This window comes from Curtobacterium sp. MCPF17_002 (assembly GCF_003234115.2).
Classification (GTDB): domain Bacteria; phylum Actinomycetota; class Actinomycetes; order Actinomycetales; family Microbacteriaceae; genus Curtobacterium.
Genome location: NZ_CP126251.1, coordinates 278,254 through 290,755 on the forward strand (window position 1 = coordinate 278,254; position 12,502 = coordinate 290,755).

At 71.8% G+C, this 12,502-nt stretch carries 15 protein-coding genes; 8 read left to right on the forward strand and 7 right to left on the reverse strand.

Translation table 11 applies throughout. The features are described 5' to 3' along the window. Nucleotides 1–150: 150 nt before the first annotated feature. On the reverse strand, nucleotides 151–609 hold the full coding sequence (locus DEJ28_RS01300; RefSeq protein ID WP_111114178.1) for a DUF4383 domain-containing protein: 459 nt from the start codon (nucleotides 607–609) through the stop codon (nucleotides 151–153). 179 nt (nucleotides 610–788) lie between these two features. Here DEJ28_RS01300 and DEJ28_RS01305 point away from each other — a divergent pair, with 179 nt between their 5' ends. Then, nucleotides 789–1,676 carry an SDR family oxidoreductase gene (locus tag DEJ28_RS01305; protein WP_111114179.1) on the forward strand — a complete coding sequence of 296 codons (888 nt, stop codon included), beginning with the start codon at nucleotides 789–791 and terminating at the stop codon, nucleotides 1,674–1,676. Nucleotides 1,677–1,685: 9 nt separating this feature from the next. Here DEJ28_RS01305 and DEJ28_RS01310 read toward each other — a convergent pair whose 3' ends face one another. Continuing rightward, nucleotides 1,686–2,039, reverse strand: a complete 354-nt coding sequence (locus DEJ28_RS01310) for a VOC family protein (protein WP_111114180.1) — start codon at nucleotides 2,037–2,039, stop codon at nucleotides 1,686–1,688. Between the two features lie 164 nt (nucleotides 2,040–2,203). Between DEJ28_RS01310 and DEJ28_RS01315 the strand changes: the two genes are divergently transcribed. After that, nucleotides 2,204–2,500 carry a Dabb family protein gene (locus DEJ28_RS01315; protein WP_181433583.1) on the forward strand — a complete coding sequence of 99 codons (297 nt, stop codon included), beginning with the start codon at nucleotides 2,204–2,206 and terminating at the stop codon, nucleotides 2,498–2,500. A 21-nt stretch (nucleotides 2,501–2,521) separates the two neighbouring features. Here DEJ28_RS01315 and DEJ28_RS01320 read toward each other — a convergent pair whose 3' ends face one another. Beyond that, nucleotides 2,522–3,025, reverse strand: coding sequence for a MarR family winged helix-turn-helix transcriptional regulator (locus DEJ28_RS01320; RefSeq protein WP_111114182.1), 504 nt, complete (start codon nucleotides 3,023–3,025; stop codon nucleotides 2,522–2,524). A 95-nt stretch (nucleotides 3,026–3,120) separates the two neighbouring features. On the opposite strand from DEJ28_RS01320, the gene DEJ28_RS01325 reads away from it, so the two are divergent. Further along, nucleotides 3,121–4,065 carry an NADP-dependent oxidoreductase gene (locus DEJ28_RS01325; protein ID WP_111114183.1) on the forward strand — a complete coding sequence of 315 codons (945 nt, stop codon included), beginning with the start codon at nucleotides 3,121–3,123 and terminating at the stop codon, nucleotides 4,063–4,065. Between the two features lie 53 nt (nucleotides 4,066–4,118). Here DEJ28_RS01325 and DEJ28_RS01330 read toward each other — a convergent pair whose 3' ends face one another. After that, nucleotides 4,119–4,973 carry a helix-turn-helix transcriptional regulator gene (locus DEJ28_RS01330; RefSeq protein WP_111114184.1) on the reverse strand — a complete coding sequence of 285 codons (855 nt, stop codon included), beginning with the start codon at nucleotides 4,971–4,973 and terminating at the stop codon, nucleotides 4,119–4,121. Nucleotides 4,974–5,059: 86 nt separating this feature from the next. Between DEJ28_RS01330 and DEJ28_RS01335 the strand changes: the two genes are divergently transcribed. The 3 genes from DEJ28_RS01335 (at nucleotide 5,060) to DEJ28_RS01345 (ending at nucleotide 8,294) form a co-directional block, all read left to right on the forward strand. Then, a complete protein-coding gene (locus DEJ28_RS01335) occupies nucleotides 5,060–5,848 on the forward strand; it encodes an SDR family NAD(P)-dependent oxidoreductase (RefSeq protein ID WP_111114185.1) in 789 nt (262 codons plus the stop codon). A gap of 93 nt (nucleotides 5,849–5,941) precedes the next feature. Next, a complete protein-coding gene (gene pcp / locus DEJ28_RS01340; RefSeq protein WP_111114186.1) occupies nucleotides 5,942–6,589 on the forward strand; it encodes a pyroglutamyl-peptidase I in 648 nt (215 codons plus the stop codon). Nucleotides 6,590–6,758: 169 nt separating this feature from the next. Further along, nucleotides 6,759–8,294 carry an MFS transporter gene (locus tag DEJ28_RS01345; protein WP_220034581.1) on the forward strand — a complete coding sequence of 512 codons (1,536 nt, stop codon included), beginning with the start codon at nucleotides 6,759–6,761 and terminating at the stop codon, nucleotides 8,292–8,294. Between the two features lie 33 nt (nucleotides 8,295–8,327). Here DEJ28_RS01345 and poxB read toward each other — a convergent pair whose 3' ends face one another. Continuing rightward, nucleotides 8,328–10,052, reverse strand: a complete 1,725-nt coding sequence (gene poxB, locus DEJ28_RS01350; protein WP_111114187.1) for a ubiquinone-dependent pyruvate dehydrogenase — start codon at nucleotides 10,050–10,052, stop codon at nucleotides 8,328–8,330. A 112-nt stretch (nucleotides 10,053–10,164) separates the two neighbouring features. Between poxB and DEJ28_RS01355 the strand changes: the two genes are divergently transcribed. Then, nucleotides 10,165–10,872, forward strand: a complete 708-nt coding sequence (locus tag DEJ28_RS01355) for a phosphatase PAP2 family protein (protein WP_181433584.1) — start codon at nucleotides 10,165–10,167, stop codon at nucleotides 10,870–10,872. A 33-nt stretch (nucleotides 10,873–10,905) separates the two neighbouring features. Continuing rightward, complete coding sequence (locus DEJ28_RS01360; RefSeq protein WP_258367861.1) at nucleotides 10,906–11,352, forward strand: MarR family winged helix-turn-helix transcriptional regulator; 447 nt, start codon at nucleotides 10,906–10,908, stop codon at nucleotides 11,350–11,352. A gap of 44 nt (nucleotides 11,353–11,396) precedes the next feature. Here the strand turns inward: DEJ28_RS01360 and soxR are convergent, their stop codons facing one another. Further along, nucleotides 11,397–11,885: a redox-sensitive transcriptional activator SoxR gene (gene soxR / locus DEJ28_RS01365; RefSeq protein ID WP_111114189.1), complete on the reverse strand. Its 489-nt coding sequence runs from the start codon at nucleotides 11,883–11,885 to the stop codon at nucleotides 11,397–11,399. Nucleotides 11,886–11,943: 58 nt separating this feature from the next. After that, nucleotides 11,944–12,399, reverse strand: coding sequence for an iron chaperone (locus DEJ28_RS01370; protein ID WP_111114190.1), 456 nt, complete (start codon nucleotides 12,397–12,399; stop codon nucleotides 11,944–11,946). Between the last annotated feature and the right edge of the window lie 103 nt (nucleotides 12,400–12,502).

Genomic DNA, 12,502 nt, shown 5'->3' on the forward strand with positions numbered 1-12,502 from the left:
GCCGTGCACCGTGCGTGCCGGGCACGTGCCGGGCGAACGCCGTGCGTGCGCTCCGCACAACACAAGTCGGCCCGAACCGCCTGATCTCGCGGTTCGGACCGACTTGCGTTGTGCGCCGGTACCCGTGACGGGCGCCGGACGTCGTGCGGACTAGGCCCGGCGTGCGCCGATCCGCGGCAGCAGCAGGCCGAGGACGATCATCGCGACGGCGAGCACGAGGTGCAGCACGTTGTCGGCGCTGTTCAGCGGGACGAAGTTCGCCGGGTCGGCCATGCCCGCGGTGAACAGGCCGTAGACGAACAGGACGGCGTACACGATGCCGCCGACGACCAGGTAGAGCCGGGCACCGCGTGCGCTGCGTGCGGCCAGCAGTCCGACGACGCCGAACAGCAGGTGCACGATGTTGTGGAGGACCGACACCTGGAACAGGCCGACGAGCATCGCCATCGATCCGTGTCCGGCCATCGACATCGTGCCCATGTCCATCGTCAGCCCCGGGACGAAGCCCGCGATGCCGACGAGGAGGAAGACGACGCCGAAGACGACGGCACCCTTCTGCGTCCAGGTCGAGCCGTACCCGATGCGGTTGTTCGCTGCGCTGGTGGTCATGATCGCGACCTCTCTCTCGACGGGACCGCCGCACCACTGCGTCGATCCAGGCGCTCGTGTCGCCCACAGCGCATTCGGAGCAGTCCTCGTGCTGGTTCGCAGGTGCGTGCCGCTCGTATCCGATCTGCGCACCGGGTGGGCTGTGCCGACGGGGAGGAGTGCGCGAGCACTGTGGGGACATGAGCCAGTACGAGAAGCGCGACCCGAACACCCTCTACCCGAAGCCGCCGTTCCCGAAGCAGGAGCAGTCGCTGCCCGGAGCCGCGTGGAAGATGGACCCGGAGCCCGACCACGGCGAACAGAGCTACGTCGGCAAGGAGCGCCTGACCGGCTTCCGCGGCATCGTCACCGGCGCCGACTCGGGCATCGGCCGTGCTGCGGCGATCGCGCTCTCCCGCGAGGGCGCCGACCTCGTGCTGTCGTACCTGCCCGACGAGCAGGAGGACGCCGAACAGGTGCGCGACCTGCTCGAGGGCGAGGGGCACCGTGCGGTGCTCTTCCCGGGCGACATCTCCGACGAGCAGTACTGCGGCGACCTCGTGCAGAAGGCGGTCGACGAGTTCGGCGGTCTGGACACCCTCGTGATGGTCGCCGGCCGGATGGACAGCAACGACGACATCCTGACGCTCGACACCTCGATGTTCGACTCCACGTTCAAGACGAACATCTACTCGCTGTTCTGGCTGACGAAGGCCGCGGTGCCGCACATGGAGCCGGGTTCGACCATCGTCACCACCGGCTCGATCCAGGCCTCGACGCCGTCGCCGGACAAGATCGACTACGCCGTCTCGAAGGGGGCGATCAAGCTCTTCACCGAGGCGGTCGCCCAGCAGCTCGCCCCGAAGGGGATCCGGGTGAACTCGGTCGCTCCGGGGCCGGTGTGGACGCCGCTCCAGCCGGGCTCCGACGACGCCGAGACGGTGTCGCACTTCGGGGAGAGCTCGCCGTTCGGCCGTCCCGGACAACCGGCCGAGCTCGGTGCCGCCTACGTGCACCTCGTCAGCCCGGAGTCGAGCTACCAGTCCGGTTCGACCATCACCATCGCGGGCGGGACTCCCGCGTTCTAGACGGCCGCGTCAGCCCTGCGGGGGCGAGTAGAGCTGCAGGTCGTTGCCCTCACTGTCCTTGAAGGGGACGATCTTCCCCCACGGGTGCTCGCTGACCTCGCCCTGGAAGTCGGCACCGCGGGACCGCAGATCGGCAACCTCGTCCTCGATCGAGCCGTCCGGCTGGAACGAGACCACTGCCCCGCCGCTCGACGGTGATGCGGACTCCCGGCCGTTCAGGCCGATGCGCAGGCCGTTCGCGTCGATCTCGCTCCAGTCGTCGGACTCGCTCGCCACCGTCAGCCCCAACGTGTCGCGGTAGAACGCGACCGCTCGCTGCATGTCGCTGACCGGGACCCAGACCGCTGCCACTCCGCTTGCCATGGTGATTCCTCTCCGTCGTGCCGTTTCGTCGTGACCAGCGACGCTAGGGGCCGGGGATGTGCCGGGACACAGGGGTGGTGGTGTCCCCGAACGCGGAACGCCCGCAGCTGGCACGATCGAGGCGCGGGCCCGACGCGGGGTCCGGAGCGCGACGGGAGCAGCAGATGGCAGGCGTGACGCACGTGGTCCTGGTGGCGTGGGAGCCGGGGACGGATCGGTCCGCCGAGGCCGACGCGGTCGTGGAGCAGCACCTCGCCCGGATCGGCGGCGTGGAGTCGGTGCGCTCCGGGACGAGCGTGAGCACGGAGGGCCTCGAGGACGGCTTCGACTGGATGCTCGTCGTCCGCTTCCGAGACCGTGCGGCGCTCGAGGGCTACCTGCCCCACCCCGAACACCGGCCGGTCGCCGAGTTCATCGGCGCGGGGAGCGAACGCGTGGTGGTCTTCGACCTCGGGGACTGAGCCGGCGCTGCTCAGACCGGTTCAGGCCTGCTTCCGCCGCGGGCGGGCCGACCGGGGCGGGATCGTCCGCATGTGGTCGCGGACCCGGGTGAGCACCGTCGCGAGCCCCTGCACGTCGTCGTGGGAGAGCGGCTCGAGGAACAGCTTCCGGAGCACGTCGACGTGCCCGGGGAACACCCGTGCCAGCACGTCGCGCCCGGCGTCGGTGATCGTGACCGTCACGCCGCGCTCGTCGTCGGCCGACTGGCTCCGCGCCACGAGTCCGGCCTGTTCGAGCAGCCCGACCTGGTAGGTGAGACCGCTCCGGCTGTAGACCACGCCGTCGGCCAGGTCGGTCATCCGCCGGCTGCCGTCCGCCGCGTCACCGAGGGTGGCGAGGAGCTGGAACTGCACGTAGCTGAGGTCGCCGGCGTCGCGGAGCTGCTGCTCGACGGTGTGCCGGAGCAGGCTGCTCACCTCGATGAGGGCGAAGTACGCGCCGAGCTCGGCGGGGTCGAGCGGCGGTGCGGACTCGTCTGCGGTCATGTGCCCATCCTACTTGCTACGAATTCGAAGCAGTGTTACGGTCATGGCAAGTGCTTCGAATTCGAAGCACTTGCCATCCCGAACAGGAGCACACCATGCAGAGCATCCGCTTCCACCAGTACGGCGACGCCGACGTCCTCCGCCTCGAGGACGTCGAGGTCCCCACCCCCGGCGCGGGCGAGGTCCGCGTCCGCGTCGCCGCGACCTCGTTCAACCCGGTCGACGCCGGCATCCGCTCCGGCGGCCTGCAGCAGCCGTTCCCGATCGCGTTCCCGCACACCCCGGGCATCGACGTCGCCGGCACGGTGGACGCACTCGGGGACGGGGTCGACGGCGTCGCGGTCGGTGACGCCGTGATCGGGTTCCTGCCGATGGTCGGCGACGGAGCCTCGGCCGAGTACGCGATCGCCCCGGCGGACGCCCTGGCCGCAGCACCGACCACGGTGCCGCTCGCCGACGCCGCCGCGATGCCGATCGTGGGGCTGACCGCGTGGCAGGCGCTGTTCGAGCTCGGCGGCCTGACCGCCGGGCAGCGCGTCCTCGTCACCGGCGCCGGGGGAGCGGTCGGCGGCTACGCCGTGCAGCTCGCGAAGCGGGCCGGAGCGCACGTCATCGCCACCGCGAGCCCGCGCAGTGCCGACCGGGTCCGTGCCGCCGGCGGGGACGAGGTCGTCGACCACACCGTCACCCCGGTCACGGACGCCGTCCACGAGCCGGTCGACCTGCTGCTCAACCTCGCACCGATCGACCCGGTCGAGTTCGTCGCACAGGCCGCACTCGTCCGTGACGGCGGGGTCGTCGTGAACACGACCGTGTGGCAGCAGGCGCCGAGCGACGAGGCGCGCGGGGTCCGCGGTGAGAACGTCTTCGTGCGGAGCGACGCCGCGCAGCTCGCCGAGCTGGTGTCCGCCGTCGACCGGGGCGAGCTGCGCATCGACGTGAGCCGCCGGATCACGCTCGAGGAGCTGCCCGCCCTGCACGCCGAGGCCGCCACCGGCGGGGTCTCCGGCAAGGTCGTCGTGACCGTCGCCGCGTCGTGACGGCGGGACGCGCAGCCGGCGCCAGGGTGGCCGGCGTCCGGTTCGGACCTGCCTCAGCGGCTGTGGGCCTGCTCCACGCCGAGGACCCCGAGGAGCGCGAGCGCGTCGGCATCCGGTGACCCCGACGGCGCGGTGTACAGCACGAGGGACTGGTCGCGGTCGGTGAGGGCGAGGCTGTCGCAGTCCACCGTCACCGGGCCGACCGCCGGGTGCCGGAACGTCTTCGTGAGCATCGGCGCCGTCTGGACGTCGTGCCGCTCCCACAGCTCGGCGAACCGGGTGTTGCCGGTCCGCAGGTCGTCGACGAGCCCCGCCACGGTCGGGTCCGACGGGTACCGGGCCAGGGTCGTGCGGAGCTGCATCACGACGTGCCGCTGGAACTCGGCGCCGTCCGAGATCCCGTACGGCGGTTCCGCCGCGGCCGCGGCGGCACCGGTCGGGAACGCCCGTCGTGCGAGGTTCCGCCCGGCCTCGTCCTGCGCGTCGAAGTCCTCCATCAGTGCGGCCGCGAGGTCGTTCCAGGCGAGGACCTCGAACGTCGCGGAGAGCACGATCGCCGCCGTCTGGGGGAGCCGGTCGACCACCGCGAGGATGCTCGGTCGGACGTCCCGCCGGACCGTCCCGAGGTGCAGCGCGGCGGTGCCGGCGAGCAGGTGCAGGTGCTCGGACTCGGCCTCCGTCAGCCGGAGTGCCCCGGCGATCCCGGCCAGGACCTCGGCGGACGGTCGGGGCGCTCGACCCTGCTCGAGTCGGACGTAGTACTCGGTCGAGATGTGCGCGAGGACCGCCACTTCCTCGCGTCGGAGTCCCGGTGTCCGGCGACGCGACCCCGACGGCAGGCCGACGTCCTCCGGTCGCACGCGTTCGCGTCGTGAGCGGAGGAACGCGGCGAGCTCCTGCTTGTCCATGCGCCGAGTCTGCCCCGTCGAGGCCGCCGGACCCTGGTACCGGGTGTACCTGGCTGCCGTGCTCCGGTGGGGGCGACGCTGGCGACATGACCAACGAGACCACCATCACCACCACCCCGATCGGCCTGCTCACCGGCAAGGTCGTGTTCATCACCGGCGCGAGCCGGGGCATCGGCGCCGCGGCCGCGCGGCTCTTCGCCCGCGAGGGAGCAGCGGTCGTCCTCGCCGCGCGCAGTGCCGAGGCGCTCGACGGCGTCGTCGCCGACGTCCGTGCCGCGGGTGGCACCGCCGACGCGGTCGCCCTCGACCTCGCGGACCCGTCGAGCATCCGCGCCGCGGTGGAGCGGGTCGACGAGCTGCACGGCCGACTCGACGGCGCCTTCAACAACGGTGCGGCGATCCAGCAGCCCGGACCGCTCGACACCACGACCGACGAGGACATCGAGACGCAGTTCGCGGTGAACTTCCGCGGGCACTGGGTCGCGATGACGGCGGAGGCGGCGCTCATGCGACGGACCGGCTCCGGCGCGATCGTGAACACGTCGAGCATCGGCAGCCGCCGGGCCAACCCGGCCCTGCCCGCGTACGGCGCGATGAAGCGGGCGCTCAACAGCATCACCGAGACGGCGGCCGTGACCTGGGCTCCGGAGCGGATCCGGGTGAACGGCATCACCCCGGGTGGCACCGCCACCGAGATGATCGAGGCCTGGGAGGCCGCCACCCCCGGCATCACCGAGCAGATCAACGCGTCGGTCCCGCTCGGGCGCATGGCGGAACCGAGCGAGGTGGCCGAGGTCGCGGCCTGGCTGCTGAGCGACCGCGCTTCGATGGTCACCGGCGCGATCGTGCCGGTCGACGGTGGTGCCGGCGCATGACCCGGATGTCCGGTCGGTGACCGATCGCGGGCCTGGAGGCGCGTGGCGGGCCCGCCACGCGCCTCCAGGCCCGCATCTCCGTACGATGGGACCGTGGCTGACGCGACCGAACCGACCGTCCTGCTGACCGCGTTCGAACCGTTCGGGGGTGACGCACGGAACCCGTCGTGGGATGCGGCGCAGCGCCTGGCCGCGACGTGGGACGGGCCCGCGACGCTGGTCGTCGAGCAGCTGCCCGTGGTCTTCGCCGAGGAGCGCGCGCGGCTGGCCGCCCTCCTCGCGCACCACCGGCCCACCGTCGTGATCGCGACCGGGCTGGCGGCCGGACGCGCCGCGGTCACGCCGGAGCGCGTCGCGATCAACGTGATGGACGCCCGGATCCCGGACAACGCGGGCGCCCAGCCGGTCGACGAACCGATCGACCCGTGCGGCGCTCCCGCGGCGTTCTCCGGGTTGCCGATCAAGCGCATCGTGCGGGACGTCCGCGCCGCCGGAGTGCCCGCGGCCGTGTCGAACACCGCCGGCACCTTCACCTGCAACCAGGTGTTCTACGAGTTGATGTCGTTCGCGGAGCGCGACGGGTTCCGCGCCGGGTTCGTGCACGTGCCGGCCACGCCGGACATCGCCGGGGACGGCCCGTCGCTCGAGCTGGAGCAGATCGTCACGGCGCTCGACGCCGTCGTCCGGGCGTCGATCGACCCGTCGGCGGACGTCGTCGAGCAGGGTGGCGCCGAGTCCTGATACAGTTATGAAATCAGAACCAAGGGGGCTGGTCGGCGCGCGGGAACGCTGATCGGCTCGTGTACCGCCGAGGCGGTGCCACCCGCGTGTCCTTCGGTTCGCACCCTCGTGCCTCTCGCCGTGCGGCGCCGCCGCCGGAGCACGATCCGTGCCCACCGAAGGAGCCCCCTTGTCCACCGTCATGCCCGAGACCCGCCGCGGACGACTCCGCGGCAACCCGATCGCCACGCTCGTCGCCGTCTGCTTCGGCCTGTTCATGGTCGGACTCGACGCCACCGTCGTCTCGATCGCGAACCCGGCGATCGCCGCCGACCTCGGGACCACGTTCACCGAGCTGCAGTGGATCACGAACGCGTACCTGCTCGCGCTCGCCGTGTTCCTCATCCTCGGCGGCAAGCTCGGCGACCGGTTCGGCCGTCGCCGGATGTACCTCATCGGGGTCGTCGCGTTCGCGCTGTCGTCGGTCGCGATCGGTCTGGTCGGCTCGGCCACGGGGGTCATCGCCTTCCGTGCCGTGCAGGGCCTCAGCGCCGCCCTCCTCATGCCGCAGACCCTCGCGCTGCTCCGGGCGACCTTCCCGCGCGAGAAGTTCGGCGTGGCCGTCGGCGTCTGGGGCGGGGCCTCGTCGGTCGCCATCGCGGCCGGTCCGATCGTCGCCGGGATCCTGGTGGCATCGCTCGGCTGGGAGTCGGTCTTCTTCGTGAACGCCCCGATCGCCGCCATCGGGCTCGTCATCGGCGGGCTCGTCCTCCGCGAGTCCACCGCCCCGCACCGTGGACGCTTCGACGTCGCCGGCGTGGTGCTCCTCGCCGCAGGCCTGTTCGCCATCGTGCTCGCCGTCGTGCAGTCCGAGTCGTGGGGCTGGGGGAGCCCGCTCACCCTCGGTGTGCTCGTCGCCGGCGTCGCGCTCCTCGTCGTGTTCGTCGTCGTCGAGCTCCGGGTCACCGATCCGCTGCTGCCGATGTCGCTGTTCCGGTCGTCGTCGCTGTCGATCGGCGGACTCGGTGTCGGGGCGAACTTCTTCGCGATGCTCGGTGTGACGTTCTTCCTGTCGCTCTACATGCTCAACCTGCGCGGGGCGACCGGCCTCGAGGCGGGCCTCATGCAGCTGCCCCTCAGCGGCGTCTCGATCATCGCCTCGCCGATCGGTGCCGCCCTCGTCGGCCGGTTCGGGGTCCGTCGGACACTCACCCTCGGGCTGCTGCTCGTCGGCGTCTCCCTGCTCGCGCTGACCACCACGACGCAGGACTCGCCGTACATCGGCATGGCGATCCCGTTCGTCGTCTTCGCGCTCGGTGCCGGGTTCACGATGACCGCGGGCGCCGAGGCCGTCGTCGGCGGCGCCCCCGTGCAGCTCGCCGGGGTCGCCGGAGGGTTCCAGGCGACCGCGCTCCAGCTCGGTGGCGCACTCGGCACGTCGGTGCTGTCGGCGGTCGTCAGCGCGGGCGTGCTGTCCGGCACCGCGGGGCTCGGGCTCGGGACGGCTGCGCGGCAGGGGCTCGTGCAGGGGATCGTGCCGAGCGGCCTCGGTGTCACCGCGGCTGCGACGGCGCGGGACGCGTTCCTCAGCGGCATGCACACGGCCTTCGTGGTCGCGGCGGTCGTCGCGATCGTCGTCGGGGTGCTCGCCGCGGTCTTCGTCCGCGACCGCGGGCACCACGCCCCGGCCGAGGTCGCGGAGGACGCCGCCGGGGCGCTCGTCTGAGCGGTCGATCCGCGCCCCGCGACCCGACCCGCGTCAGATGAACTGGCGGAAGTTCGTCGACGCCAGGTCGAGCAGCTCGTCGCCGCGGCCGGACAGCACCGTGCGGATCGCGTAGAGCGTGAAGCCCTTCGCCTGCTCGAGGGTGACCGCCGGGGGCATCGACAGCTCCTGGCGGTCGGCCTTGACCGAGACGAGCGCCGGCCCGTCGTGCGCGAGGGCAGCCGCGACGGCGTCCTCGAGCTGGTCCGACTCGTCGACGCGGAACCCCGCGATGCCGATCGCCTCCGCCACCTTCGCGAAGTCCGGGTTCTGCAGCTCGGTGCCGTACGTCACGAACCCCGCCGCCTTCATCTCGAGCTCGACGAAGTTCAGCGACGAGTTGTCGAACACGACGATCTTCACCGGCAGCTTGTTCTGCACGATCGTGATGAGCTCCCCGAGCAGCATCGTCAGACCGCCGTCGCCCGCGAGCGCGATGACCTGCCGGTCCGGGAACGCCGCCTGGGCGCCGATCGCCTGCGGGACGGCGTTCGCCATCGTGCCGTGCACGAACGACCCGATGAGGCGCCGGTCGCCGTTCATGGTGAGGTACCGCGACGCCCAGACCACGGGGGAGCCGACGTCCGGGATGAACACGGCGTCCCGGTCGGCCAGCCGGTCGAGCACGCGTGCGACGTACTGCGGGTGCAGCGCCTTGTGCTTCCCCGCCGGCACCGCCAGCTCGTCGAGCTTCGCGCGGGTCTTCCCGTAGTGCTTCCGGGCGTCCTCGAGGTGCTTCGTGGGGTGCGACCCGGTCAGCAGCGGGATGAGGGCGAGTGCGGTGTCCTTGACGGTGCCGACGAGGCCGATGTCGACCGGGTGCCGCCGCCCGAGCTGCGAGCCGCGGATGTCGACCTGCACGTGCTTCGCCTTCGCGGGGAAGAACTGCTGGTACGGGAAGTCGGTGCCGAGCATGAGGACCACGTCGGCGTCCTCCATCGCGCGGTAGCCGGACGCGAAGCCGAGCAGTCCGGTCATGCCGACGTCGTACGGGTTGTCCCACTCGATGTGCTCCTTGCCGCGCAGGGCGTGCACGATCGGGGCCTGCAGGCGTTCGGCGAGGGCGACGACCTCGTCGTGGGCACCGGCCACGCCCGCGCCGGCGAGGATCGTGACCTTGTCCGCACCGTTCAGCAGCTCGGCGGTCCGTCGGAGCTCGGCGTCGCTCGGGACGATGCGCGGCTCGGTCCGCTCGATGCGGGTGACCCGGGGTGCGACGGCCTCGGCCAGCAGCACGTCGCCGGGGATGACGAGCACCGCGACGCCGCGCTTCTCGATCGCCTCGCGCATCGCGATCTCGAGCAGGCGCGGCATCTGCGTCGGGTCGGCGACGTACTCGACGTAGACGGAGCACTCGCGGAACAGCTCCTGCGGGTGGGTCTCCTGGAAGTACCCGGACCCGATCTCGGCCGTCGGGATGTGCGCGGCGATCGCCAGGACCGGCACCCGCGACCGGTTGGCGTCGTAGAGACCGTTGATCAGGTGCAGGTTCCCCGGGCCGCAGCTGCCGGCGCACACGGCGAGGTCCCCGGTGAGCTCGGCCTCGGCGGAGGCGGCGAACGCGGCGGCCTCCTCGTGGCGGACGTGCTCCCACCGGATCGTGCCGTCCTTCCGGAGGGCGTCGGTGAACCCGTTGAGGGAGTCGCCGGGGAGGCCGTAGACCCGTCGGACGTGGTTCTCACGGAGGGTGGCGACGATGTTCTCGGCAACGGTTGTCATGCATCCGTGTCTAGTCGGAGCGGCTGACCTCCCGCCGCTCACTGAACGACCTCTGATCGATCGTCACGGAACTCCGGGCCGCGGGACCCCGACCACCTGCGACGATGAGCGGATGTCCGACGCAGCGCTCCGCCCCCGTCGACGAGTGTCCGACGTCAACGGCATCCTCGTCCCGAGTCCGTACCCGCTCGCGTCGATCGCCATCGCCCTGGCCGCCGTCATCGTGATCACGATCGTCGGGTTCACGCTCGGCAGCGTCGACATCGGGCTCTCGAAGGCGCTCAACACCCTGCACACCGGTGCGCTCGGCTCGTTCACCACGGCGGTCTACCACGTGATCAGTCCGGTGCCGGCGGTCGGCATCACCGTCGTGGTGACGGCGGTGATCTGGTGGCGGGGCCGCGACGTCCGACCGGCCGCGGCGTTCATCGGCACGATCGCGGTGACGTGGCTGCCGTCCGCGGTGATCAAGGAGATCGTGCACCGCGCCCGGCCCGACGTCGCCCTGCTGCCGCACCCGTACCCGGTCCAGCCGGACCCGGGGTACCCGAGCGGGCACACCGTGTACATGACGGCGTTCGTGATCGCCCTGGTGTGGGTCCTCCGCGACACCCGCTGGCACCGGCTGGCGCAGTGGCTCGGGGTCGTCGCGATCGTCGTGGTGTTCTTCTCGGTCACGATCGACGCCGTGCACTACCCGACGGATGCGTTGGCATCGATCGCGTGGTCCCTGGCCGTCGCGCCGGGTGTGCGGGTGGTGTGGGTCGACTGGTGCATGCCGCGGTTCCCGTTCCTGCGTGTGGGCGATCCCGCGGCGTGAGGGCGACGCCGGTCCCGCCGGTACAGTGACGGCATGGACCGAGCGGTGACGGACGACCTCCTCGCCGAACTCGCCGACGTGGTGCTCCGGATCTCCCGCGAGATCGACCCGAGCGGCGCCCTGGCGATCGACATCGTGCCGCTCACCGGCACCGAGGCACTCGTGATGCGGTGGGTCGACCGGAACCCCGGGTCGACGCCCAGCGCTGCGGCCGGGGCGACCGCGCTCAAGCGGAGCAACCTCAGCGTCGCGCTCGGGTCCCTCGTCGCCAAGGGGATGGTCGAGCGCCGACCGGACCCGGACGACGCCAGGACGGTCCGTCTCTTCTCGACCGCCCTCGCCGAGCAGAGCATCGAACGACTGCACGCGCACTGGGCCGGCATGCTCCGGCAGGCACTCGGCGACGACGATCGCGACGTGGTAGCGACGTTCGCGACGCTGACCCGCATCGACGAGCGTCTGCACGACGCGACCAGGTGACGGCCTGGAGGCGCGTGGCGGCCCCGCCACGCGCCTCCAGGCCGTCAGCCCGCCGCGTCCGGCGCCTCGTCCTCGATCGGCAGCAACCGTCGGGCCCCGTGCCCCTCGGCACCCAGCTGGTCTCCCGGGTTCATCACCAGGCACGCGTTCAGCGAGACGCACCCGCAGCCGATGCACTGACCCATCTCGCGCTGCAGGCGCTCCAGCTCGAGCTGCCGGGCGCGCAGCCGTGCACGCCACCGCTCGTTGAGCCGTTCCCAGTCGCGCAGCGACGGCATCCGATCGGACGGCAGGGCCTCGAACTGCTCGGCGACCTCGCTGAGCGGGATGCCGAGCCGTTTCGCGACCTGGATGATCGCGATGCGCCGTTCGACGTGCCGCGGGTACAGGCGCGTGCCGCCGGCCGTGCGCTCCGGGTGGATGAGTCCCTTGCGCTCGTAGAAGTGCAGCGCGGACGCTGCGACGCCGGTGCGGTCGACCACCTCGCCGATGGTGAGCAGGTCGGTCGGTTTCGGCTGCGGGATCTCGACCATCGTCGAGATCCTACGACCGTGCGTGTCCTGCAGTCAGGCACCCGCGCGCGTCCTGCCGTCAGGCGACCGCGCGGCGGACGAGGGCGGCGACGGTGACCTCGTCCTCCGCCGAGAACTCCGGCGTGATCGCCCACGACGTCGGCCAGAACGACCCGTCGTCGAGCTGGGCCGGGTCCTGGAAGCCGAGCGTCGAGTAGCGGGCCTTGAACTTCGCGGCGTCCTGGAAGAAGAACACCACCTTGCCGTCCTTCGCGTAGGCGGGCATGCCGTACCAGAGGCGGGGTGCCAGTTCCGGGGCGGCCTCGAGGGCGATCCGGTGGACGCGTTCGGCGAGTCCGCGGTCCGGCTCGGCCATCTCGGCGATCTTGGCGACGACCGCCGCTGCCTCCGCCGCGGCCTTCTCGGCCTTCGTCCCCGTCGTGCTGCGGGCCCGCTTCACCTCGGCGGCGTGCTCCTGCATCGCCGCACGCTCCTCGTCGGTGAAGGCGGCCTCGGTCTTCTTCGTCGTGGTCATCGCGTCGTTCCTTCCGGCTGGGTGCGGCCTGTCGGCCGGGTGGTCCCATCGTGCCGTCGCGGTCGACGCCAGCGCTTCTCCGATCCTGATCGCTTGTCCGGTC